The sequence below is a fragment of the Actinokineospora sp. NPDC051303 genome, from assembly GCF_055586285.1.
Genome location: NZ_JBVJIN010000013.1, coordinates 26,616 through 50,779 on the forward strand (window position 1 = coordinate 26,616; position 24,164 = coordinate 50,779).

General features: G+C 71.4%; 19 protein-coding genes. 12 read left to right on the forward strand and 7 right to left on the reverse strand.

The window, feature by feature from the left end; all coding sequences use genetic code 11:
- Positions 1–100 precede the first annotated feature (100 nt).
- Entirely contained in the window at positions 101–1,261 is a 1,161-nt protein-coding gene (locus tag ACZ6SD_RS12725) for an alkaline phosphatase PhoX (RefSeq protein WP_465317072.1), read from the reverse strand.
- 316 nt (positions 1,262–1,577) lie between these two features.
- On the opposite strand from ACZ6SD_RS12725, the gene ACZ6SD_RS12730 reads away from it, so the two are divergent.
- Complete coding sequence (locus ACZ6SD_RS12730; protein WP_465317073.1) at positions 1,578–1,856, forward strand: type II toxin-antitoxin system Phd/YefM family antitoxin; 279 nt, start codon at positions 1,578–1,580, stop codon at positions 1,854–1,856.
- Positions 1,849–2,253 (forward strand): type II toxin-antitoxin system VapC family toxin, encoded by a 405-nt coding sequence (locus tag ACZ6SD_RS12735; RefSeq protein ID WP_465317074.1) that lies wholly within the window; start codon positions 1,849–1,851, stop codon positions 2,251–2,253. The genes ACZ6SD_RS12730 and ACZ6SD_RS12735 overlap by 8 nt, the downstream gene beginning before the upstream one ends.
- 16 nt (positions 2,254–2,269) lie before the next feature.
- On the opposite strand, the gene ychF is transcribed toward ACZ6SD_RS12735, so the two are convergent.
- Positions 2,270–3,349, reverse strand: a complete 1,080-nt coding sequence (gene ychF, locus ACZ6SD_RS12740; protein ID WP_465317075.1) for a redox-regulated ATPase YchF — start codon at positions 3,347–3,349, stop codon at positions 2,270–2,272.
- A 339-nt stretch (positions 3,350–3,688) separates the two neighbouring features.
- Between ychF and ACZ6SD_RS12745 the strand changes: the two genes are divergently transcribed.
- Both ACZ6SD_RS12745 and ACZ6SD_RS12750 read left to right on the forward strand, forming a co-directional pair.
- On the forward strand, positions 3,689–6,907 hold the full coding sequence (locus ACZ6SD_RS12745; protein ID WP_465317076.1) for a S8 family serine peptidase: 3,219 nt from the start codon (positions 3,689–3,691) through the stop codon (positions 6,905–6,907).
- A gap of 128 nt (positions 6,908–7,035) precedes the next feature.
- Entirely contained in the window at positions 7,036–8,505 is a 1,470-nt protein-coding gene (locus ACZ6SD_RS12750) for an AlkA N-terminal domain-containing protein (RefSeq protein WP_465317078.1), read from the forward strand.
- Here the strand turns inward: ACZ6SD_RS12750 and ACZ6SD_RS12755 are convergent, their stop codons facing one another.
- Both ACZ6SD_RS12755 and ACZ6SD_RS12760 read right to left on the reverse strand, forming a co-directional pair.
- Positions 8,506–11,469, reverse strand: a complete 2,964-nt coding sequence (locus ACZ6SD_RS12755) for an AAA family ATPase (protein ID WP_465317079.1) — start codon at positions 11,467–11,469, stop codon at positions 8,506–8,508. It abuts the gene before it with no gap.
- Positions 11,466–12,614, reverse strand: a complete 1,149-nt coding sequence (locus ACZ6SD_RS12760) for an exonuclease SbcCD subunit D (protein ID WP_465317080.1) — start codon at positions 12,612–12,614, stop codon at positions 11,466–11,468. The genes ACZ6SD_RS12755 and ACZ6SD_RS12760 overlap by 4 nt, the downstream gene beginning before the upstream one ends.
- Positions 12,615–12,739: 125 nt before the next feature.
- Between ACZ6SD_RS12760 and ACZ6SD_RS12765 the strand changes: the two genes are divergently transcribed.
- On the forward strand, positions 12,740–13,687 hold the full coding sequence (locus ACZ6SD_RS12765; protein WP_465317081.1) for a DNA recombination protein RmuC: 948 nt from the start codon (positions 12,740–12,742) through the stop codon (positions 13,685–13,687).
- A 1,319-nt stretch (positions 13,688–15,006) separates the two neighbouring features.
- Complete coding sequence (locus ACZ6SD_RS12770; protein WP_465317082.1) at positions 15,007–15,666, forward strand: DUF6542 domain-containing protein; 660 nt, start codon at positions 15,007–15,009, stop codon at positions 15,664–15,666.
- A 247-nt stretch (positions 15,667–15,913) separates the two neighbouring features.
- On the opposite strand, the gene ACZ6SD_RS12775 is transcribed toward ACZ6SD_RS12770, so the two are convergent.
- Positions 15,914–16,873: a 4-hydroxy-3-methylbut-2-enyl diphosphate reductase gene (locus ACZ6SD_RS12775; protein WP_465317083.1), complete on the reverse strand. Its 960-nt coding sequence runs from the start codon at positions 16,871–16,873 to the stop codon at positions 15,914–15,916.
- Positions 16,874–16,994: 121 nt separating this feature from the next.
- On the opposite strand from ACZ6SD_RS12775, the gene ACZ6SD_RS12780 reads away from it, so the two are divergent.
- The 4 genes from ACZ6SD_RS12780 to ACZ6SD_RS12795 are packed head-to-tail and all read left to right on the forward strand — an operon-like array spanning position 16,995 to position 19,589.
- On the forward strand, positions 16,995–17,768 hold the full coding sequence (locus ACZ6SD_RS12780) for a lipid droplet-associated protein (protein WP_465317084.1): 774 nt from the start codon (positions 16,995–16,997) through the stop codon (positions 17,766–17,768).
- A complete protein-coding gene (gene xseA, locus ACZ6SD_RS12785; protein WP_465317085.1) occupies positions 17,765–19,009 on the forward strand; it encodes an exodeoxyribonuclease VII large subunit in 1,245 nt (414 codons plus the stop codon). The genes ACZ6SD_RS12780 and xseA overlap by 4 nt, the downstream gene beginning before the upstream one ends.
- Before the next feature lie 2 nt (positions 19,010–19,011).
- Positions 19,012–19,389: a sugar ABC transporter substrate-binding protein gene (locus ACZ6SD_RS12790; protein WP_465317086.1), complete on the forward strand. Its 378-nt coding sequence runs from the start codon at positions 19,012–19,014 to the stop codon at positions 19,387–19,389.
- Positions 19,383–19,589, forward strand: a complete 207-nt coding sequence (locus ACZ6SD_RS12795; RefSeq protein ID WP_465317087.1) for an exodeoxyribonuclease VII small subunit — start codon at positions 19,383–19,385, stop codon at positions 19,587–19,589. The genes ACZ6SD_RS12790 and ACZ6SD_RS12795 overlap by 7 nt, the downstream gene beginning before the upstream one ends.
- Positions 19,590–19,888: 299 nt before the next feature.
- Here the strand turns inward: ACZ6SD_RS12795 and ACZ6SD_RS12800 are convergent, their stop codons facing one another.
- A complete protein-coding gene (locus tag ACZ6SD_RS12800; RefSeq protein WP_465317088.1) occupies positions 19,889–20,473 on the reverse strand; it encodes a DUF4245 domain-containing protein in 585 nt (194 codons plus the stop codon).
- Between the two features lie 143 nt (positions 20,474–20,616).
- Between ACZ6SD_RS12800 and glpX the strand changes: the two genes are divergently transcribed.
- Together glpX and ACZ6SD_RS12810 are read left to right on the forward strand one after the other, a co-directional pair.
- Entirely contained in the window at positions 20,617–21,690 is a 1,074-nt protein-coding gene (gene glpX, locus ACZ6SD_RS12805) for a class II fructose-bisphosphatase (RefSeq protein ID WP_465317089.1), read from the forward strand.
- 862 nt (positions 21,691–22,552) lie between these two features.
- The gene (locus tag ACZ6SD_RS12810; protein ID WP_465317090.1) at positions 22,553–23,167 is read left to right on the forward strand and encodes a L,D-transpeptidase; all 615 of its coding nucleotides are present in this window, start codon (positions 22,553–22,555) and stop codon (positions 23,165–23,167) included.
- Here ACZ6SD_RS12810 and ACZ6SD_RS12815 read toward each other — a convergent pair whose 3' ends face one another.
- The gene (locus ACZ6SD_RS12815; protein WP_465317091.1) at positions 23,168–24,151 is read right to left on the reverse strand and encodes an NAD(P)/FAD-dependent oxidoreductase; all 984 of its coding nucleotides are present in this window, start codon (positions 24,149–24,151) and stop codon (positions 23,168–23,170) included. It lies immediately after the preceding gene.
- Between the last annotated feature and the right edge of the window lie 13 nt (positions 24,152–24,164).

Sequence of the window (24,164 nt, forward strand, 5' to 3'; positions counted from 1 at the left end):
TTGATTTCTTCCCCGACACAGAACTCTGTGCGTTTGCTCACCTCCCCCCCCCCCCCCCCCCCCCCCCCCCCCCCCCCCCCCCCCCCCCCGCCGAGCGGGCTCAGGAGCGGAACGGGCCGGTCACCTCGTAGGTGATGCCGCCGCTGCTGCTGCCGGTGGTGCCGCGCTGCGAGGAGAAGTACAGGCGGCTGCCGTTCGGGCTGAACGCCGGGCCGGTGATCTCCGACGACGTCTGGCCGGTGACCTGCAGGAACGGCGCGACGACGCCGGTGGGGGTGATGATGCAGATCTCCATGTTGCCGCCGTCCTCGGCGACGAACAGGTCGCCGCTGGAGGTGCGGGTGACGTTGTCGACGCCGGTCAGCGGCGCGGTGCCGCTGGTGACGAGCGAGTCGTCGTAGGTGAGCGAGATCGTGGAGTTGTTCGCGTCGTAGGCCCACACCCGGTTGTCGCCCTTGGTGGTGAACCAGCAGGTGCCCGCGGCGTAGTAGCAGCCTTCGCCGCCGTTGAACCGCTTCGCGCCGCTCACCTGGTTGCGGGTCGCGGTGGGGCTGCCGTCCGGGTCGGGGACGTTCGCCCAGGTCACCGAGCCGCTGGTCTGCGAGTTGGAGCCCACCATGACCTGCAGGGTGCCGCTGGACAGGTTGCCCCAGGTGTTCGGGCGGAACCGGTAGAAGCAGCCGTCGCTGACGTCCTCGGTGAGGTAGATGTACCCGTGGTCGGCGTCGGCGGCGCACGCCTCGTGCTTGAAGATGCCCATCGCGGGCCGCGCGACGGCCGGGTTCACCCCCCACGGGTCGGTCTCGAACACCCGCCCGTTGGACACCTCCTCACAGGACAGCCACGTGTTCCACGGCGTCGCCCCGCCCGCGCAGTTGACGTTGGTGTTGGACAGCGTGCGGTAGGCCCCGGTGATCTGCCCGGTCGAGTTGAACTTGACCGCGCCGACGCCGCCGGTGCTGGACACCTCGCTGTTGGAGACGTAGATCCACCCCGTCCCGTCGGCGAAACACGCCCCGCCGTCCGGCGCCGGGTGCCAGGTGTAGTTGGTCCCGGCCACCTTCTGCCCGGTCCGGGCGATCACCCGGCTGGTGAACCCGGCGGGCAGCCGAATCCCATTCGCGTCAGCGGCCTGCAACGCCCCGTACGGGCTCGGCCCCGGCTGCGCCGTAGCCGCGAACGCTGTCCCCCAAGAAGCCCCGCCAAACGCGGCGGCGGCACCCCCCACGACGGCTACCCGAAGAAAGTTCCGACGCTCCACGGTCAACTCCGATCGTGTCACTACTCGTGTCCGCACGTGCTCCGTGCGTGGCAGAAACGTAGACGCGGGGCATGACGGGCCGCCAAAGATCGAGTGTGGAGAAGATGTACGACTGTCTCGGGAATCAGCGCCGAAGATTCACTTGGAATAGTGCGTTCGGCGGTACTCCACACCCGGGACCAATAAAACGAAAACCCCTCGGATTCGGCTGGCGCCAAGCACGCTCCCCGCAATATCGCTCCCGTTTGAAACCAAGCCACGCGAGACGGCAAAGCCGCTTGTAGCCCAGCGTGCTACATGGTGCTACACTAGCGTGATGAAGGTCATCAGCCAACGGGAGTTCCGAAACAACTCCGCCGAGGTCATGAACGCCGTCGAGGCGGGGGAAACCTTTCACGTCACCCGCAATGGCGTCGAGATAGCCGAACTCCGGCCACTGGCCCGCAAGCGCCGCCTGAGCGCCGAGGAACTGGTCGAGCGGCACCGCAAGCTTCCTCGCGTCGACTACGGTCTCATGCGCGACGAGGCCGACGCCTTCTTCGGTTCCGAGGACCGCGTCGGTGACGACGCCCCATGGGACGCGTCCCGTGGCTGACCGCCCCGAGTCCGGCGTGCTCGACACCTGCGTCTACATAGACCTGGCACTACTCGATCCGATCCTTCTACCCGCGACGCCGGAAATCACCGCGGTGACCATGGCCGAGCTGCATCAGGGTGTCGCGATGGCCAGAGACCCGCACACCAGAGCGGTACGCACCGAGAAACTGGGCGCCGCCATCGTCGAATTCGATCCACTCCCCTTCGACGCCGAGGCCGCCGCCAGGTACGGAACGCTGGTCGCCTTGACTTTGCTGGCCAATCGCGAGCCCCGCCCTCGCCGAATCGATTTGATGATCGCGGCCATCGCGTCCGCACGCGAATTGCCGCTCTACACTCGCAATCCGTCGGACTTCACTGGACTTGACGATATGCTCACAGTGATCGCGATTTGACGACCGCGGTCACCGGTCACACGTTGAAGCGGAACTCGACCACGTCGCCGTCGGCCATGATGTAGTCCTTGCCTTCGATGCGGACCTTGCCCGCCGACTTAGCCGCGGCCATGGAGCCCGCGGCGACCAGGTCGTCGAATGACACGACTTCGGCCTTGATGAAGCCGCGCTCGAAGTCGGAGTGGATGACGCCAGCGGCCTGGGGGGCGGTGGCGCCCTGGGGGATGGTCCAGGCGCGGGCTTCTTTCGGGCCCGCCGTGAGGTAGGTCTGCAGGCCGAGGGTGTGGAAACCGGCGCGGGCGAGGGCGTTGAGGCCGGGTTCGGTCTGGCCGACGGATTCCAGTAGTTCGCGGGTGGATTCCTCGTCCAGTTCCAGCAGTTCGGCTTCGACTTTGGCGTCGAGGAAAACGGCGTCGGCTGGCATGACCATTTTCGCGAGTTCGGCGACGCGGGCGTCGTTGGTCAGGACCGACTCGTCGGCGTTGAAGACGTAGAGGAAGGGCTTGGTGGTGAGCAGGCTCAGCTCGCGCAGCAGCGAGAGGTCCACTTCGGACTGCGCGGCGAACAGGGTGCGGCCGCCGTCGAGGATGTCCTTGGCCTTGGTGGCCGCGTCCAGGGTGGGGCGTGCCTCCTTGCGGGTGCGGGCCTCCTTCTCCAGGCGGGCCAGGGCCTTCTCCAGGGTCTGGAGGTCGGCGAGGATCAGCTCGGTGTTGATGGTCTCGATGTCGGCCAGCGGGTCGACGTTGCCGTCGACGTGCACGACGTCCGGGTCGTCGAAGACGCGGATGACCTGACAGATGGCGTTGGCCTCGCGGATGTTGGCCAGGAACTTGTTGCCCAGGCCAGCCCCCTCCGACGCGCCCTTGACGATGCCCGCGATGTCCACGAACGACACCACTGCGGGCACGATGCGCTCGCTGCCGAAGATCTCGGCGAGCTTGTCCAGCCGCGGGTCGGGGAGCGGGACGATGCCGACGTTGGGCTCGATGGTCGCGAACGGGTAGTTCGCGGCGAGCACGTCGTTGTTCGTCAGGGCGTTGAACAGGGTGGACTTGCCGACGTTGGGCAGGCCGACGATCCCGAGGGTCAAACTCACGGTGGTTGAGTCTACGGACCGACCCCCTGGCGGCTTCCGGCCCGGGGCGGGTGTCAAACCGTTACCAACGTTATTCCCAGTTTTGGTGACGCTGCGCGATGTGTCGTAGGACATACATACGCACAACAGCGCCCGTTCGCGGGGTAACACCCGGACACCAGCGGCGATGGATGCACACTCCGTGCCCAATAGTCCAGATTTCCACTACTGGATTAACCCAAATGGACGCTAGTCACCGCTGGGCTCGCCAACAACACTCCGTGAGCGCCCTGCTGTCGTCCGCCCACCGGAGGTTCCAGGCGCGCGCCCAGCTCACCCGCTGAGGAAGAAGGAAGTGGGATGACTCAACCTGAATGGCGCACCCGCAGCCGGTTGGCCCTCGGCCTGGCGTTCAGCACGGCCGTCACCGGGGTCATGCTGTCCTCGGCCCCGGCCGCCGCCGCGCCCGCCCCGGCCGACGAGGGCCCCGGCATCGGCAAACACGACTTGGACCTGTTAGCCAAGGCGGTGCAGTCCGGCGCGAAGACGGTCAAGGTCCTCATCGCCACCGACCGGGGCGACAGCGCCCGCCGGGTGGACGAGCTGACCAGGGCGGGCGCGAAGGTCGAGCACCGGGCCGACGAGATCGGCTACGTGCGCGCCGAGGTCCCCGTCGACCAGGTCAAGAAGGTCGCCAAGCTCCCCGGGGTGACCGCGCTGGACCTGGACGAGAACATCCCGCTCCCCGACCCGCGCCCCACCGGCATCGCCGACCCCACGCCGCAGCCCGCTCCGGGGCCGTCGACGCCGGGGGTCAACCCGTACATGCCGACCGGTGACATCAACGCCGCCCAGTTCGTGAACGAGCACCCGACCTGGGACGGGCGCGGCACGACGATCGCGGTCCTCGACAGCGGCGTCGACCTCGGTCACCCGTCGCTGAACACGACCAGCACGAACGAGCGCAAGATCACCGACTGGGTGACCTTCACGGACTCGTCCTTCGTCAACGGCGTCAACAAGGACAACGACCCGACGTGGGTCCCGATGACCGCTACCGTCAGCGGCGCCTCGGTCGGCCTGCCCGCCGAGGGCCAGCTGCGGTCGGGCACGTTCAACGAGCGCGACCCCCGGCTCGGCGGCGAGGTCGGCTCGGACGTCAACCGCGACGGCAACGGCGCGGGCACCAGCGGCCTGTTCGGCGTCGTGTGGAACCCCGCGACGAACACCGTGTGGGTGGACGCGAACCAGACCGGCACCTTCGGCGACGACAAGCCGATGACCAACTACAAGGTCAAGTACGACGTCGGCGCGTTCGGCACGGACAACCCGGCGACCCCGGTGCGCGAGTCCATGCCGTTCGTCGTGCAGACCGACGCGACCAACAACGCCGTCAACATCGGCATCGTCTCCGGCGCGCACGGCTCGCACGTCGCGGGCATCGTCGCGGGCAACCGGCTTTTCGGCGGCACGATGAACGGCGCGGCGCCGGGCGCGAAGCTGGTGAGCGTGCGGGTGTGCCTGTTCATCACCGGCTGCACCAACCACGCGCTGCTCGAAGGCATGATCTACGCGGCCCGGGACGCGAACGTCGACGTGATCAACATGTCGATCGGCGGCCTGCCCGCCCTCAACGACGGCAACAACGCGCGCGCCGAGCTGTACGACCGGCTCATCGACACCTACGACGTGCAGATGTTCATCTCGGCGGGCAACTCCGGCGCGGGCTCGAACACCGTCGGCGACCCGTCGGTGGCGACGAAGGTGCTCTCGGTCGGCTCCTACATCACCAAGGAGACCTGGCAGCGCAACTACGGCTCGGACCTGGGCGTCGCCGAGAGCCTGCACGGCTTCTCCTCGCGCGGCCCGCGCGAGGACGGCGGCTTCAAGCCGAACATCGTCGCCCCCGGCTCGGCGATCTCCACGGTCCCGACCTGGCAGGCGGGCCAGCCGGTGGCGGGCACCTATCCCCTGCCGCCGGGCTACGCGCAGTTCAACGGCACCTCGATGGCATCGCCGCAGGCGGCGGGCGCGGCGGCGCTGCTGGTCAGCGCGGCGAAGGCGCGCGGCGTCTCGCACAAGCCCGCGCAGCTGCGCGCCGCGTTCCAGTCGAGCGCGCGGTTCATCGCCGGGCTGGGCGCCTACGAGCAGGGCAACGGCCTGATCGACACCACGAAGGCGTGGAACCTGCTCAAGTCGAACCCGAGCACCACCGACATCACCGCGTCCGTGCCGGTCAACACCGCGCTGTCCGGGTTTCTCAAGACCCCGGGCGTCGGCGTCGGCATCAACGACCGCGAGGGCGTGAAGGCGGGCGACCGCTACGTGCGGCAGTACACCTTCACCCGCACGTCCGGTCCGGACCACCCGGTCACCTACAAGGTCGACTGGGTCGGCAACGACGGCACGTTCAGCTCGGCGAAGACGGTGACGCTGCCCAAGAACAGCGCCGTCAAGTTCGACGTCACGGTGAATCCGGGGTCGACCGGCATCCACTCCGCGATCCTGAACCTGGACAGCCCGACGACCTCGGGCATCGACGGGCAGACCTTGAACACGGTGATCGCGGCGGAGGACTTCACCTCGGCCAACAACTTCACCGTCATCAAGGGCGGGCAGGTCGGCCGCAACGAGGTCGTGAAGTTCTTCTACCGCGTCCCACGGGGCGCCCCGGCGTTCAAGGTCGACCTGAACGGCGGCGGCGCGGCCGCGGGCGCGGGGCAGCTTCGGTTCCTGCGGTTCCACCCGTACGGCGTGGGCGTGGAGGCCAACTCGTCGCTGAACTGCTACAACCCGCCGGTTCCCGGTGGCCCGGGGTGCGACGCGGGCAGCCCGACGAGCCGCACGGTGACCAACCCGCAGGCGGGCGTGTGGGAGGTCGTCGTGGAGGCCCGCCGCACCTCCGACGCCGCGGCCGCGCCGTTCACGCTGACCGCGTCGGTGTTGGGCGCTTCGGTCTCCCCGAACCCCGACACGATCGCCTCGGCCGCGGCGGGCACACCGGTGATTCGGGAGTACACGCTCAAGAACCTGTTCGGGCCGTTCACCGGGCGGGCGACCGGCACGCCGCTGGGCAGCGCCAAGCTGGGGCAGTTCAGCATCGCCGACCAGGAGGGCAAGCATTTCCAGGTGATCGTGACGCCGGGGTCGACCTCGCTGCGGGCGAAGATCGGCAACACCTCCGACGCCGCGGCCGACCTCGACCTCGCCGTGTTCAACTGCACCACCGGCCGGTGCGTCCTCGCGGGCCAGCAGGCCGACGGCGACTCCGAGGAGCAGGTCGTCATCCCCAATCCGGCGCCGGGAATCTGGGTGGTGCTGGTCGAGGGCTTCGCGGTTCCCTCGGGCACGACGACGTTCGACCACCTGGATGTCTTCGTCAATCCCGCGTTCGGCTCGGTGTCGGTGACCGACGCGAACGCCGCGCGCGACGCGGGCGCGCAGTGGACCGTGCGGGGAACAGTGACCGCCAACGAGGCTCCGGAAGAAGGACGCGTCCTGCTCGGCAACGTGCAGGTCCGCACCGAGGCCGACGTGGTGGTCGGCTCGGGTGACGTGGTGGTCCAGGCAGTCACGTAACACAGACGCAATAAACGGGAGCGGGGATCTGCGGCTAAGCAGATCCCCGCTTCTCTTTTTTTCCTCTTCGCGAACCACATGTCTCTTTCCTGCCAGCCCTTCGAGACGCGCGCCGGCAGCATGGTCGGGTGTTGATCGACCCGGAGCAGGGATACCACGCTGTCGTCTCGCGCGACGCGCGCTTCGACGGGCAGTTCTTCCTCGCCGTGCGCCCCACTGGGATCTACTGCAGGCCGTCGTGCCCGTCGATCACGCCGAAGCGCAGGAACGTCGAGTTCTTCCCGACCGCCGCGGCGGCGCAGCAGTCCGGATACCGGGCGTGCAGACGCTGTCTACCCGACACAGTCCCAGGTTCACCGGAGTGGGATCTGCGCGGTGACCTGGCCGGACGCGCGATGCGCCTGATTTCGGACGGGGTGGTGGAACGCGAAGGCGTGCCAGGACTCGCCCGCAGAGTGGGCTATTCGGAACGCCACCTGACCCGGGTGCTCACCGCGGAACTGGGCGCGGGTCCACTGGCGCTGGCGCGGGCGCACCGCGCGCACACCGCGCGGCTGCTGCTGGAGACCACGACGATGTCGGTGTCCGAGGTGGCGTTCGCCTCCGGGTTCGCCAGCGTCCGGCAGTTTAACGACACCGTGCGGGCCGTGTTCGCCACGACGCCGTCCGAACTGCGCCTGGCCGCGCAGCGGGCGGCCAGGCCCCGGCAGGCCGCGAGCGGCGGCCGGGTCACGCTGCGGCTGCCGGTGCGGACTCCATTCGACGCGGCCGGAATCCTGGCTTTCCTTGGCGCACGGGCGATTCCTGGGGTCGAGGCCGCGCGCCCCGGCCGCTACTCGCGGACCCTGCGGCTGCCGCACGGCTCGGCGACCGCGCACCTGCGGCCAGCGGGAAACCATGTGGAGTGCGCGCTGCGGCTGGCCGACCTGCGTGATCTCGGCACGGCGGTCTCCCGGCTGCGGCGGCTGTTCGACCTCGACGCCGACCCGGCCGCGGTGGACCGGGTCCTCGCGGCCGATCCCGCGCTCACCGCGTCGGTCGCCGCGACCCCCGGAATCCGGGTTCCGGGCAGTGTGGACGGCACGGAAACCGTGGTGCGGGCGCTGCTGGGCCAACAGGTCAGCGTGGCGGCCGCGCGGACCGGCGCGCGCAGGCTGACCGAGGCCATCGGCGAGGAACTGCCCAATCCGGAAGGGGAACTGACCACGCTGTTCCCCTCGGCGGCGGCGGTGGCCGAGCGGGCGTCGGAGCTGATCGCGGGCCCGGCCCGCCGGGTGGAGACGATCCGCGCCGTCTGCGCCGCGATCGCCTCCGGCGACCTGGAGCTGCATGTGGGCGTGGACGCGGAGACGCTGCGCAGCCGGTTGCAGACCTACGCGGGCATCGGCCCGTGGACGGCGGGCTACGTGGTGATGCGCCTGCTGGGCGACCCGGATGTGCTGCTGCCGCAGGACATCGCGCTGCGCAACGGCGCCAAGCTGCTGAACCTTCCGCCCACAATGGACGGTCTCGCCGAGCGCGGCAAGGCGTGGCGGCCGTGGCGCTCCTACGCGGGCATGCACCTCTGGCGCGCCGCCGCGCGGGGCATCACACCCTGATCACGCGGTCAGGTGCAAGGTCGACCCAGTCCGAGCCTTCGCCACCCGCAGCCGCACGGGAATCCGCTGCCGCAATTCGTCCACATGCGACACCAGGCCGACGACCCGGCCGCCTTCCCGCAGCGAGTCCAGGATCGCCATGACGTCGTCCAGCGTCCCGGCGTCGAGCGTGCCGAATCCCTCGTCCACGAACAGGGTGTCCAGCAGCGCGCCGCCACCGCTTTCGGCGGCCACCACATCGGCCAAGCCGAGCGCCAGCGCCAGGGACGCGACGAAAGACTCGCCGCCGGACAGGGTTTTCGCGGGCCGGGTGCGGCCGGAGAAGTCGTCCAGCACGTCGAGCCCGAGGCCGCCGCGGGTGCCGCGCGCGCCCGCCTCGTCGCTGTGCACGAACGAATAGCGGCCCTGGGTCATCTGCCGCAGCCGCTCGGTGCCCGCGGCGGCGATGTCCTCCAGCCGGGCCGCGAGGACGTAGGAGCGCAGCGACATCCTGGTGGAGTTCTGCCCGCGGCCGTTCACCACGTCGGTCAGCGCGTCAAGCTCGGCGAACTCGGCTTCCAGCGGCGCCAATGCCGCCCAGGCCACGCGCAGCCGCTCGCCGAGGCGCCGAGCCTCGCGCAGGCGGGTCGCGGCGGTCCGGGCTCCGGCCACGGCGTCCTCGGCCAGCGTGCGCGCCTGCTTCGCGGCCTGGGTCAACGGAAGCAGGTCGACGTCGAGGTCGGCCTCGATGCCGAACAGGTCCGGGTCGGCCAGGATCGAGCGGCTGGCGGCCTCGCGCTTCTCCGCCTCGGCGAGCTGTTCGCGCAGCTTGTCGATGACGGTGTCGTCGCGGGCCGCGCCCAACGCCTCGGCCAGGTCGGCGAATCCGGCCTCGGACACCACGTCGGCGAGCGCGTCGCGCTGCTCCTTGAGCCGTTCCCGGGCGGTGACCGCCGCGGTCTGCGCCTCGATGAGAGCGTCGACGGCCGTCACCAGCGTCAGCAAGTGTCGTCGCCGCGCGCCAACGGACGCGTGCTCCCCGCGCGCCTGCTCCACAGTGGACGCCCGGTCGGCGACGGTCGCGGCGAGCGCGGTCCGCTCCGACTCCAGCGACACCGCCTCCCGCTCCAGCGCCCCGTGCTTGCCCCGCAGCGCCTCGGCCTCGGCTTCCAGCGCCGCCAGCGCCTTGTCGAGCGCGCCGTGCCTGCCCGCCAGCTCGTCCGCCGACTGGAACGCCGCGAGCGCGGACGCGTGCACCCGCGCCAAGTCCACTTCGGACCAGGGAGCCAGCCGCTCGGCCAGCGTCTTGAGCGCGTGCTGCGCCCGGGTGACCGCGTTCGCTGCGCTCTCACGGGCTTTGGCCAGCTTGCCCTCGTCGGCCTGGGCGGCTTCCTCGTCCTCCGGGGTCGCGCGGACCGACGTGGGGTGCGCGGGCGCGGGATGCTCGACCGACCCGCACACCGGGCACGACTCCCCCGCCGCCAGGCCCTCGGCCAGTTCCGCCGCCATCCCGTCCAGCCGCCGCTGCCGCAGATCCAGCACCAGGTCCCGGGCCGCCTGGTGGGCGTCCACGGCGTCCTGGTGCGCGGACTTGGCCGCCGCCAAGGCTTCCTCGGCTTTGGGCAGCGCCCCCTGGTCAGCGAGCGCGGCGGCGACCTCGTCCTTGCGTGCCAGCAACCCGGGCAGCGCGGCCCGCGCCTCGGTCGCCTTCGACAGGTCTTCGCGCGCGGCGGCGATCCGCTCCGGGAATCCGGCCGACCGCGCGGCGATGTCTTCGGCCGCCTGCCGCGCGGCCTCGATCCGCTCGCCCAGGTCGACCAGTCGCGCCTCATCCACCCGCTGCCGCTCGGCTTCCGCGACCAGCGCCGCGAGCCCGCCCGCTTCCTCCCGCAGCCGCGCGGACTCCTTGCGCAGCTCGGAAAGCAGCGCGTCCGGCTCGGCGAAGCCCGCCTCTTCCGCGTCCGACGCGCGCTCGCGCACCGCCTGCTCGGCCTGGTCCGCTTTCCGCTCGGCCCGCCGCACCTGCTCGGCGGCGGTCACCACCGGAACCGCCCGCAGCGCGGCGGACAGCTCGTCGCGCGACTGCGCCCGCACCTCGGCCTGCTCGGCCAGTTCGGCGAGGTCGTCGGTGGCCCGCCGGACACGCCGGACCCGGTCGACTAGCTCGCGCCCCTCGGTCAGCGCCGCGTCCGCCCGATCCCGCTTGCCCGCCGCATCCGCCGCGATGGCCGCCGCGTCGGCGTCGGCGGTCTCGACCTCGCCCAGAATCCCGTCGAGCCAGACCGGGTCCGCCTCTTCCGGCGGCTCGACGCCCGCCGCCTGCGCGAACCGCGCGACCAGCTCCCGCGAGTCCGCCTTCGCCTTGTCGACCACATGCCTGCGCTCCAGGCGGCGATCCCGGAACCACTTCTCGACCCGCTCGAAATGCTGCGTGCCGAATAGCTTCTCCAGCAGCCGCTCCCGGTCCTCTGTGGACGATCGGAGGAACTGCGCGAAATCCCCCTGCGGCAACAGGACGACCTGGAAGAACTGGTCCTTGGTCATCCCGAGCAGCCCCTCGACCTCGCGGGCGACCTCGTCGATGCGGGTCACCCCCTCGGACGCGTGCCCGCTTGGCGCGGCGCCGAGCCAGGTCAGCGACGCCTTGGCGGGCTGCTTCGTCGTCCCGTCGCCACGCCGCTTGGGGCGCTCGTACTCCGGGCTGCGGGTCAGCAGCAGCCGGTGCCCGCGCACGGACAGCTCCAGGCTGACTTCGGTGTGCGCGTCCGGGTCGGCGTAGTCGCACCGCAGCCGCTTGACCTCGGCGCGCGCCCCCGGCACCGCCCCGAACAGCGCGTAGGCCACCGCGTCCAGCACCGTGGTCTTGCCCGCGCCCGTGTCGCCGTGCAGCAGGAACAGGCCCTCGGCGCCGAGCCGGTCGAAGTCGACCACCTCGTGGCCAGCGAACGGGCCGAACGCGCTCAGCTCAAGGCGGTGCAGCCTCACTCGGGCTCCTTCCCGGCGACCGCGGCCAGCGCTTCCCGCAGCAGGCCGCGCTCGGACTCGGTCGGCTCGCTGTTGCGGGTGTCGGCGACGAAGCAGCAGGCGATCTCCTCGTCCGACCGGCCGCGCACCGCGTCGGAATACCGGCGCGTGTCGGGCCTGCCGCCCTCGGGCTGCCAGTCGAGGTGGACCGCGTGCGGGAACCGCTCCTGGAGCCTGCGCATCGCGTCGATCGGGCGCACCCGGTCGGTCAGCACGACGGACAGGAACTTCTCTGCCTCCGCGTCGTGCGCGGGTTCGGTCAGCAACGCGGCCAGCTCGCCGCGCAGCGTGCCCAGCTCACGGGGCACCGGCAGCTCCCGGCGCTCGACGCCCGCGAGGCCGCCGTGGTCCAACTCGACCAGCCACACGGACTTGCGGTGGCGCGCCTCGGAAAACGAGTACGCCAGCGGGCTGCCCGAGTAACGCAGATGCTCGGCAAGCGTTTGCGGACCGTGCAGGTGGCCGAGGGCGGCGTAGTCGACGCCGTCGAAAGTCTTGGCTGGCACGTACGGCACCCCGCCGACGGCGATGGTCCGCTCGGACTCGCTGGCCTCGCCGCCGACCACGAACGCGTGCGACAGGACCACCGACCGGGTCTCCGCCGGGCGGGCGGCCAGGTCCGCGCGGACCCGGCGCATCGCCTCGCCCAGCACCCCGGAGTGCCCGCGCAGCTCCGGGAGCCCCAGCGCGTGCCGGGCGGGCTCGGGTTCGAGGTAGGGGATGCCGTAGAACGCGACCGGCCCGTGCTCGTCGGCCAGCAGGACCGGGTTGTGCAGCTCGCCGACAGTGGTGCGCAGGTGCAGCCCGCCCGCGGCGGCGAACGCCCCGAACGCGCCCAGCCGCGGCGCGGAATCGTGGTTGCCCGGGGTGACGACGATCTTCGCCCCCGCCTCGGCGACCCGCAGCAGCACCCGCGTGCACGCCGCGACGGCCTCCGCCGAGGGCACCGCGCGGTCGTAGAGGTCGCCCGAGACGACCAGGACGTCGACCCGCTCGTCGGACACCAGGTCGGCCAGGCCGCCGAGCACCGCCTCCTGCTCGGCGAGCAGATCCCGGCCGTGGAACTTGCGGCCCACATGCCAGTCGGAGGTGTGCAGCACCCGCATGGGGTCAAATTAGGCGGATCTTGCCCCCGATCGGGGGAGGCTCGCCGGTCGAACGGGCGTTCGAGCCTGGTTCTGTCGGGGGAGTGCGGTAAAGATCGTCAGGTGAATCGAAAGGAGGGACCACCGTGACCGCCGTGCTCGGCACCGTCGTCGTCGTGCTCGTGCTGCTGCTCGCCGCGGCGGCCGCGCTGTTCTGGCGCCTGTACACCGACAGCATCCGCCGCGCCGACGCCGCCCGCGCCGAGGTCGCCGCGGAACGCGCCCGGTCCGACGCCCACCAGGTCGCGCTGCGCCGCTACGAGGTCGCGTTCGCCTCCATCAGCGGGCGCGGCGAACTCGGCGAACAGGTGCTGGTCGAGACCGCCCGCGCGCTCGGCCTGCGCGAAGGCCTGCACTTCACCGTCCAAACCGACATCGCGGGCGGCGGCGCGGCCCGCCCCGACCTGCTGCTGATCGTGGGCGACGACCGCAGAGTCCCGGTCGACGCCAAGATGAGCATGGTCTGCTGGGCCGAAGCGGTGGAAACCGACGACGCCGAGGAACGCCTCGACGCCCTGCGCGTGCACGTGCGCAACATCCGCGCCCGCGCCGCCGAACTCGCGGGCAAGGGCTACCAGCGCTGGGCCGACGCCATCTACGGCACGATCATGTTCGTCCCCTCCGACGCCGCGGTCGTCGCGGCCCTGGACACCGACCCCGACCTGCTGCGCTGGCTGCTGGACCGCCGCGTGTTCATCTGCGGCCCCACCGGCTTCGCGGTGGTGGCCGCGGCGGCCCTGTTCGCGGGCACCGAACGCACCATCGCCGACGACGTCGCCGCCGTCCGCGCCCACTCCGCCACCGCCCACCGGGCCGCCACCAACGCCATCGACGCCGTCAACCTCTCCACCACCCACCTCCAACGCTTCATCAGCGCCCGCCGCCGCGAACTGGACGCGCTGGAACACTTCCGCACCACCGTCTCCCCCTTGAGCGACGCCGCGGCCACCCCCACCCCCCTCCCCCTCTTACGCCGCGCCGAAGACCCCACCCTCCCCCTCAACGGCCACGACCCAACCCCCGCCGACCCCTGACCACAGCCCACCCCGCCGCCCACGGCCCCAACCGCCCACGGCCAGAAACCAGAAGGAGGCCCCCAAGCCCACCCACGAACCCAACACACTCGTGCAGGCGACTCCCCTCAGCGGCGCCGCACGCCACAGCACGCTCCACAGCGCGGCACACCTGCCGACACAGCGCGCCCCGCTGGCACAGCACCGCCCACCAGTGCCAGTGCCAGTGCCAGTGCCAGTGTCGTGCGGGCCCCTGCCGTCCGGCCAACTGCCAGCCAGTCCTGCCGTGCGTTCCCTGCCGCCCGGACCAACGCCGCCCGGTCCCAGCCGTGTCGCCCACTGCCGCACAGCTCCGCCACGCGGTCGCTGCCACGCGGGCCCAACCGCCCAGCCCCAACCACCCGGCCCAACCGTGCGGTCCCAGCCGTCTGGCCCACCGCCGCCCGGCCCCGCCACGCGGTCCCAGCCGCCCGGCCCCAACCGCACGGCCCACCACCACACAGCCCCAGCCGTGCGGCCCACCGCCGCCCGGCCCTACCGCGCGGTCGCTGCCACGCGGTCCCCACCGCGCGGCCCACCACCTACACAGCCCCAGCCGTGCGACCCACCACCACACAGCCCACCGCCACACGGTCCCAGCCGTGCGGCCCACCGCCGCCCGGCCCCACCGCGCGGTCGCTGCCACGTGGTCCCAGCCGCACGGCCCACGACCGCCCGGCCCCAGCCGTGCGGCCCACTGCCGTGCGGTCCCGCCACGCGGTACCTGCCGCCCGGACCTGGCCGGGCGGTCCAAGCCGCCCGGACCACTGCCGCCAGGTCCCCCGCCGTGCAGTCCCCCGCTGTGCGGTCCTAGCTGGGGCAGCAGGCGCGTTCCGCTGCCTGCTGCCCCGCCGCCTCTTCCCCTCGTCCCCGGCGGCTGGGCAGGTGGCGAGACGAGGGCGTCCGCCACCGCACAACCCGCCACAGCTACCGGCCGCGCGCTTCCGAAGGCCGCTTTGGCAGCTCACCCTCGGGTTTCCTAGTCGCTTGCCCCCAGGTCACCGACTCCGGTCGGCTCCCCTCCGGCGACGCCCCTCCCGCCACCTCCCCCTCCGGTTACTCGCCGCAGGGCGCTTCCCTGGGGGCACGAGTAGGAACCGGTTTCCGCCACCTGACTACTCACCAGTAGCAACCCTCGGCTCCCCTTACACGCGGGGCGCGGGGCGTTGACGGCTATCATTGCGGTGCTTCCGCGCACCTCGCCGGGGTAGGTGGGGCCCAGCCCCGCTGCTGCCCGGGGACGCATCGCGGGGACGTTGTCATCCCCCGCGCAGGCGGGGCTGTTCCGTTGGAGGTTCGGCGTGACCGCGACTCACGATCGCCCGAGTGAGCTCGATGACGATCGTCCGGAGCCCGCGTGGGACGAGCGGCCGATCTTCGGGAAGTCGCGTGGGCTGCCGTGGTGGGGGGCGGTGGCGCTCGCGGTCGGGGTGGCGGCCGTCGCGGCGGTGATCGATATGCAGCGGCAGGAGACGCTGGGCAAGGTCTTCCAGTACGCCTACATCGCGAGCTGCCTCGCGGCGGTCTGCCTGGTGCGCAGGCGCAACCTGTTCGGGCCGATGGTGCAGCCGCCGCTGGTGTTCGCGGGGACCGCGATCACCGCGCTCCTGCTGTTCGGGCCGAGCGGGCAGGGCAGCGGGCTCAAGCAGTTGCTGTTCACCGTCGCCCTGCCGCTGACCACGAACTTCCCGACCATGGGCATCACCACCGCCGTCGTGCTCGCCATCGGCTTCGGCCGCATGTTCACGCAGCGCGACCCTGACGCCGTGGACGGCGAGTCCCCGTTCCGCAAACGCCCGGACGACGACCGCGGGGCCGTCGACCGCAAACCCCGGCCCACTCCCGACCGGGACCGCCCCCGCCCCGCACGCGACCGCCGCCCCCGGGACGAGCGCGCCGCCGAGCGCAGGCCCCGCGACCCCGCCCGCAAGCCCGCGCCCCGCAGGCCCCGCCCGGACTAGCGCGTCCCCACAAAATGAGGCGGGCTGGTGCCGCGCCACAGCACCGCCCGTGGATCTGCCGCGCCGGGACAGCCCCCAAGCACGGCCCCGGGACGGCACCCAAGCACGCGCCGCACCCCGGGACGGCACCCAAAGCAGCCCCCGGGACGGGCGCCCAAACCACCGCCGCGCCCCCGAGACGCGGCAGGCCGCCGCGTGCCGGGTCGGCAGGCGGCGGCCTGGGGCCACATCGGAGAGTGCCGCGGGGTCAGCCCGCGGGCTTGAGGTCCTTGCGCAGTTCCGGCGGGAGAGCGAAGTGGATCTTCTCGTTGGCCGTGGTGACCTCGTCCACGCTGGTGTAGCCGCGCTCGGCCAGCCAGGCGAGCAGGTCCATCACCAGGTTGTCCGGAACGGACGCGCCGCTGGTGACGCCGACCGTGGTGACGCCGTCCAGCCAGGACTCGTCCACCTCGTGGGCGAAGTCCACCAGGTACGACGCGTTCGCGCCCGCCTGGACGGCGACCTCGACCAGGCGCTTGGAGTTCGAGGAGTTCTGGGAGCCGACGACTAGGACCAGCTCGCACTCGGGGGCCATCGCCTTCACCGCAACCTGGCGGTTCTGGGTGGCGTAGCAGATGTCGTCGCTGGGCGGGTTCTGCAGGTCGGGGAAGCGGGCGCGGAGCTGGTCGACGCGTTCCATCGTCTCGTCCACCGACAGGGTGGTCTGCGACAGCCAGATGACCTTGGACGGGTCGCGGACGACGACCTTGTCGACGTCTTCCGCCTTGTCCACCAGCTGCACGTGCTCGGGAGCCTCGCCGGCGGTGCCCTCGACCTCCTCATGGCCCTCGTGGCCGATGAGGAGGATGTCGTAGTCCTCCTTGGCGTACCGCTTCGCTTCGAAGTGGACCTTGGTGACCAGCGGGCAGGTCGCGTCGATGGTGCGCAGGTTGCGCTCGGCCGCCTGCTCGTGCACGGCCGGGGACACCCCGTGCGCGGAGAAGACCACCATCGCGCCCTCGGGGACCTCGTCCGCCTCGTCCACGAAGATCGCGCCCCGTTCGCGCAGGGTCTCCACGACGTGGCGGTTGTGGACGATTTCCTTGCGCACGTAGACCGGCGGGCCGTAGGTCTCCAGCGCCTTCTCGACGGTGATGACGGCCCGGTCGACACCGGCGCAGTAGCCACGCGGCTTGGCCAGCAACACGCGCTTGGTCGGAGCACTCATGCCACCAGGGTACGGTGACCCGCCCGACACTCCCGACGGCCGGGGTGTGGCCCGCGTCTCGGGTGGACCGCGGCCCGGCCCGGCGCTGGGCAGATCGGCCGGACTCAGGCAGGCTAGGGGCATGAAGTCTCTCCCCCTGCCGCTGCGAGTCGCGGCCGGGCTCGCGGCCACCGCGCTCGAACAGGCCCGCGACCTGCCGACCCGCCTCGCCGGTTTGCCGGTGACCGTGGCCAGCCAGGCCCTGCAGGTGTCGATGCGCGTGCAGCAGACCGTCACCGAACTGGCGATCAAGGGCGACGAGGCGCTGGCCGCGCTGCGCCCCGACGAGGAGAGTCCGGAGTGGGCGACCTTCGATGAGGACGTCGACCAGGAGCCGCCCGGCGCGGTCCGCCGCCCCGCGTTCGACCGGGTCGCCGACGAGGACATCGATGCCGACCTCGATGAACTCGATGAGCTGGACGACCTCGCCGACGTGGACGACCTCGCCGACTTCGATGACGAGCCCGCCGCAGCGGCCCTGCCCGACGACGGCGACAACGAGACCGCCACGCTCCCCGATGCGGTCACCGAGCCGACCAGCGACAGCGACAAGGCCGCCACCGAGCCCGACGACGACGCCGCGATCGCCGACGAACTCGCCGAGATCGCCGAGGACGCCGCCGCCGAGGCGCCGACCGAGGACCCGTGGGAGCAGGAGCGCCAAGCCATCGCCCATACCCCGGCCGCCGTGCCCAACTACGACGACCTCACGCTGCCGCAGCTGCGCGCCCGGCTGCGCGCGTTCTCCCTCGCCGAGTTGGAGGAGCTGCTGACCTACGAGCGCGCCGGTGAGAACCGGCCGTCGTTCGTGGGGATGCTGACCCGCCGCATCGCGACGGTCCGCGACCAGACGTGACCGGTCCGACCGCGGAAGACCCCTGGCCCGTCCGCACTGTCGCCCGCAAGATCGCCGACTGGATCAACCGGCTCGGCACGGTCTGGGTCGAGGGCCAGCTCACCCAGATCTCCGCGCGCCCGGGGACCGGCACGGCGTTCCTGACGCTGCGCGACCCGGCCGCCGACGTCTCCATGACGGTGACCTGCTCGACGGGGCTGCTGCGCCAGCACGAGCCGCCGCTGACCGACGGCACGCGGGTCGTGGTGCACGCCAAGCCGACGTTCTTCCTCAACCGCGGCACACTGAGCCTGCGCGCCGACGAGATCCGCGCGGTGGGCATCGGCGAGCTGCTGGCGCGCATCGAGCGGCTGCGCAAGCTGCTGGCCGCGGAGGGCCTGTTCGACGCGCGGCGCAAGCGGCGCCCGCCGTTCCTGCCCGCGAAGGTCGGGCTGATCACCGGCCGCGCCTCGGCGGCGGAGCGGGACATGCTGGCGAACGCGACCGCGCGGTGGCCCGCGGTGCGGTTCCGGGTGGAGAACGTCGCCGTGCAGGGCGCTCTCGCCGTGCCGCAGATCATCGACGCGCTGTCCATTTTGGACAAGGACGGCGAGGTGGAGGTGATCGTCATCGCCCGCGGCGGCGGCAGCGTCGAGGACCTGCTCCCGTTCTCCGACGAGGCCCTGTGCCGCGCGGTGGCCGCCTGCCGCACCCCCGTGGTCAGCGCGATCGGCCACGAGCCGGACACCCCGCTGCTCGACCACGTCGCCGACCTGCGCTGCTCGACTCCCACCGACGCGGGCAAACGCGTGGTCCCCGACGTCGCGGAGGAGTCCGCGCGGGTCCGCCAGCTACGCGACCGGGCCCGCCGCGCCCTGCACGGATGGGTGGATCGGGAGGTGCGACTGCTGGCCCAGCTCCGCAGCCGCCCGGTGCTCGCCGACCCGTTCACCCCGCTGGAGCGCCGGGCCGAACAGGTCGATTCACTCGTCGGCCGGGCCCGCCGGGCGCTGGTCGGCAGGCTCGCCCAGGAGCAGTCGGCCCTGACCGCGACGAAAGCCCGCTTGACGACCTTGGGGCCAGCCGCCACCCTTGCCCGTGGGTATGCGGTCGTCCAGCACACCGATGCCGACGGGATTCCCCGGGTTCTCCGCTCGATCGAGGACGCGCCAGCGGGTTCACGTCTGCGCATCAGGCTCGCCGACGGCGCCCTGCACGCGGTCGCGACCGACGACCGGGAACCGGCGGGCGAAGGGAGCTAGCGGTGGCCAGGCCCTTCCGTGAGCCGACATTCCTGCCGCTGACCCTCGCCACGGCGGGCGCGGCGGCCAACGACGTCCACACCACGGCCCAGCGCGCCGACTCCGCGGCCGCCGACTGCTGGGCGGCGCTGCTGGCGGGCTGCGACACCCCCGGCAAGCGGCAGCTCCCGCACCGGCTCACCGACCTGTCTCGCGCGACCACGACCTACACCCGCGGCGCCTGCGACCAGGGCAAGATCCACCGCGCCCAGGCCCGCATCGTCGAAGCCGCGGCCGACCGCGACGGCGCCGACTTCGCCGAGGCGTTCATCAGCTACGACCAGGCGATCGCGACCGCCCTGGCCCGTGCCAACACCCGACTGGGGACCCCGACATGGTGACTGAACCCGGATACGAGCAGGCCCGCGACGAACTGGCCGCCGTGGTGGCCAAGCTGGAGGCGGGCGGACTGTCCCTTGAGGACTCACTGGCCCTGTGGGAGCGCGGCGAGGCGCTGGCGAAGATCTGCGACAAGCACCTCGCGGGCGCCCGGGAACGGGTCGAGACGGCCCTGGCCGCTGCGGAAGCCGAGAACAACTGACCGGTAATCCTTGTCCCGCAGGGGGTTCGGCCAGTGGACGAGGCGGGCGAAGGTGGTCCAGACCTTGGTCAGCCGATCGTCCATTCCGGACGCCTGCCAGGAGCGCGGCGCGTGGTCGAGGTGGCCCGGGCCGAGGCGACCGACGACGACACCGGGACCTTCGCCTAGTGGGGTGACCGGCGCGGCCGACTACCGCGTCGCTGGTGCGCTTCCTGGCAGGGCTGGATTGTCGGGATCGGCGGCGGGCAGGGCTGCCGAGTCGGTCGGAGAGCGTTTCGGATCGCTTGGGCGTTCTCCGGTCAGCGCGTCCTGGGCAGCGTCTCGGCGGTCAGCGTCGCCGAGGCCAGGGCGCGGAACTCGGCCGGGGTGGCGCTGCCGGTGATCAGCGTGGTGGTTCCGCCCAGGTCGGCCGCCCACGCCTTTTCCGCGCGCCTGCCCGGGAACTCCGTCCACACCGTGCCGTCGACGTCCACCGTCCCGGTCGCCGACGCGGCCTGTCCGGTCTCCACCGGCAGGAGGGCTTCCGGCGGGGCCGCGGACTGGCTGAGCTGGATGAACCGGTCCGGAGTCAGCCAGCCCGCGCGCACGACCACCGACACCGACTCCACCCGCGACGTGCTGGACGAGTTGGCCCGCCAGGTGTCGGGCACCTTCGGCGCCCGCAGCGGGAAGTCGACCGACGCCGCCGCGCGCCCGAGGTGCTCGGCCACCTCGACCGTCGGCGCGGTGGCCGGGTCGGGGTCGGGCGGGCCGGGGCTGAACGAGCAGCCGCGGCTGAGCGCCACCAGCGGGGCGATGATCAGCAGCAGCGCCAGCAGCGACAGGACCATGTCCCGCAGCGTGTGATTCGCGCGGCCCGCGCGCGGTTCGGGAGTCTGCGCCACCGGCCCATCGTCGCAGGCCACGGCCGCCGAGATGAGCGGGGCTCCCCGCCGCCGTGACGAGCGGCACGGCGATGTTACCGCCGGGTCTGAGATGATGAGGATTGGTCTGTTTTCCCAGACCGCCCGCCGAACCGGGAGGCAGTATGAATTCCTCGACCCCGTCCACCAGCCACAACGGGCCTCGCCGCCGGGAAGCACCCGACCGCAACCTCGCGATGGAACTGGTACGGGTGACCGAGGCAGCCGCCATGGCCGCTGGCCGCTGGGTGGGGCGCGGCGACAAGAACGGCGGCGACCAAGCCGCCGTGGATGCCATGCGCAAACTGGTCGGCACCGTGTCCATGCGCGGCCTCGTCGTCATCGGCGAGGGCGAGAAGGACGAAGCGCCCATGCTCTACAACGGCGAAGAGGTCGGCAACGGCGACGGCCCCGAGTGCGACGTCGCCGTCGACCCCATCGACGGGACGACCCTGATGTCCAAGGGCATGCCCAACGCCATCGCCGTCCTCGCCGTCGCCGAGCGGGGCGCGATGTTCGACCCGTCCGCGGTGTTCTACATGGAGAAGCTCGCCGTCGGCCCCGAAGCGGCCGACGTCGTCGACATCACCGCCCCCGTCGCCGAGAACATCCGCCGCGTGGCGAAGGCCAAGAGCACCGACATCTCCGACGTGACGGTCTGCATCCTCGACCGCCCGCGCCACGACAACCTGGTCAAGGAAGTCCGCGAGGCAGGCGCCCGCATCCACTTCATCTCCGACGGCGACGTCGCGGGCGCCATCTCCGCCGCCCGCCCCAACACCGGCGTCGACCTGCTGCTGGGCATCGGCGGCACCCCCGAGGGCATCATCGCCGCAACCGCCCTCAAGTGCATGGGCGGCGCCATCCAGGGCAAACTCTGGCCCAAGGACGACGAGGAACGCGCCAAGGCCATCGCCGCGGGCCACGACCTCGACCGCGTCCTGCTCACCGACGACCTGGTAGGCGGCGACAACGTCTTCTTCTGCGCCACCGGCGTCACCGACGGCGACCTCCTACGCGGCGTCCACTACCGCTCCGGCGGCTGCACCACCCAGTCGATCGTCATGCGCTCCAAGTCCGGCACCGTCCGCATGATCGACGGCTTCCACCGCCTCACCAAACTCCGCGAATACTCCTCCGTCGACTTCGACCGCCTCGCGGAACTGAACGAAGAGGACACCCTCCCGCCGCTGCCGTAACACTCACCCGAAGCCACCTCGGGATTACACGGCCACACCCATCCCGAGGTGGCAACGGCGGTGAGTTATCCACAGTTCAGGGTAGTTATCCACAGGCAAGATCGTTCTCGCCTGGATTGTCGCCCTGCCCCGATAGACTGGAGCGGGGTCAGCCCCCAGGGTGGGTGGGGCTTTGTTGTGGGGGCTGTGGGGCGGCGAAAGCGGTCGTTTGAGGTCAGTGGTTGGCGCGGCTGAGTGCCCGTTGTGGGGCCTGCCGGCCGGGAGCGCACCGCCTGTCTGGCAGGCGGAGCCGGTCAGCCCGCCCCATCAAGTCTGCCGGGGTTGGCCCGAGTGCTTGTCGGGAATGGGCTTGCCCCTGCCAGGTGCCTGATAGGCACGAGCGACACGCCCGAGTGCCCGCCCTCCTGCCGGTCGTCTCGCCCGCCCCCGTGAAGCCACGCCCTCGCCCACCCAGTGCTTGATGGGGTGAAGCAGCAACCGCTCTCCTGCCTGGCTGAGCCGGCTCCGCCAGGTGCCAGATGAACAGAGCAGGGAGCACACCCGAGCATCTGCCAGGCCGAACCAGCGCTCGCCCAGTGCTCGATGGGGTGGAGTGGTTTCTTTGGGGGTGAAGGAAGATCCCTAAACTTGCCGTGGTCGTGGGGCCGAAGGCTCCCCACCCGTCTTTCCCACGACGGGATCTTCCTTCGTAGGGGCCCCAAAGAAACCACTCCACCCCATCGAGCAGACAGACCCGAGCCAACCCCCAGATCACAGATCAGTACCAGCAGACAACCTCAGCGATCCCACGATCGTCTTCCTGGCGAGTGGGTAGTGGGACGCGCAGGCCGCTGGGGGCCTGCCCGCAGGCGAGGAGCCGAACATGCAGGTCAACAAACTGGTCTTGGCAGCCCTAGCCGTCACCGCCCTGTCGGCATGCGGCACAAGCCAGGGCGCCCCCTTGGCACAAACCACCAGCACCACCCCCACAACCACCACGAGCGCGCCGACGACCACCACCACCACCACCACCGTCACCCCACCCACGACCACCACCACACCACCCACAACCACCAAGCCGCCCACCACCAAGCCGAAACCGAAGCCGACCACCACTACGCCAAAACCCGCCCCGCAGCCCGCCGAAGGCGCCCCCTGTGCCGCCACCGCCGACGCCTGCATCGATCTCTCCGCGAACCAGTCATGGCTCCTGGAGGACGGCAAGGTCGTCTACGGCCCCGTGCCGATCACCCACGGCCGCCCCGGCTACCTGACCCCGCCCGGGACGTTCAAGGTCGGCTGGAAGAACATCGACCACAAGAGCAGCGTGTTCAACAACGCCCCGATGCCCTATTCGGTGTTCTTCAACGGCGGCATCGCCTTCCACCAGGGCAGCCTGACCGAGAAGTCGCACGGCTGCATCCACCTGTCCCCCGCCGCCGCCAAAGCCTTCTACAACGCGCTCAAGGTCGGCGACACCGTGCAGGTCGTGCGCTAGTCACTCGGCGTTGCTGGAGTGTCCGGGGAACAGGTGCGCTTGGGGGTCGATGGCCACGGCGATGTTGTTCACGGCCGTGGCCGCCTCGCCGAATCCGGTGGCGATGAGCTTGACCTTGCCTGGGTAGGCGGCCACATCGCCCGCGGCGTAGATGCGGTCGCGGGCGGTGCGCATGGTGGAGTCGACCGAGATGGAGCGGTGGTCGATCTCCAGGCCCCACGACTCGATGGGGCCTAGGTCGGCGGTGAAGCCGAGGGCGGCGACGACGGTCTGCGCGGGCAGCACCTCGTTCTTCTCGGCTCCCTTGACCGCGACCTCGACTTCCTGGAGCCCGGCGTCGTCGCCGCGTAGGTCGACTACCTCGGCGTCGGTGATGATCCGCACGCCTAGGCCCTCGACCTGGCGGACAGTCGCGGGCATGGCGCGGAACTTGGCGCGGCGGTGCACGAGGGTGACGCTGGTGGCGATGGGGTGCAGCGCCAGCGCCCAGTCGAACGCCGAGTCGCCGCCGCCGACGATGACGACGTCCTGGCCGCGGTGGACCTCCAGGGCGGGCACGAAGTGCACCATGCCCCGGTCGAGCCAGCCGTCGCCGGCTGGGAGCGGCCGCGGGGTGAACTCGCCGATGCCCGCGGTGATGAGCACGGCTTCGGCGACGACGACCGCCCCGCCGTCCAGCTCCACGGTGAACTTGCCGTCCACTTCGGACAGAGCGAGGGCACGGCGGCCGAGCAGGTAGGTCGGCTTCCACTGCGCGGCCTGCTCGACCAGCGCGTTGACCAGGTCGCGCCCGCGCACGGCCGGGAAGCCCGCCACATCGAAGATCATCTTCTCCGGGTACATCGCGGTGATCTGGCCGCCGGGCTCCGGCAGCGAGTCCACCACGGCCGTCGACAGGTCGCGGAACCCCGCGTAGTACGCGGCGAACAGGCCGGTGGGGCCAGCGCCGACGATGAGAAGGTCGACTTCGGTGGGAGCGGTCATCGGTCCCTCGCAA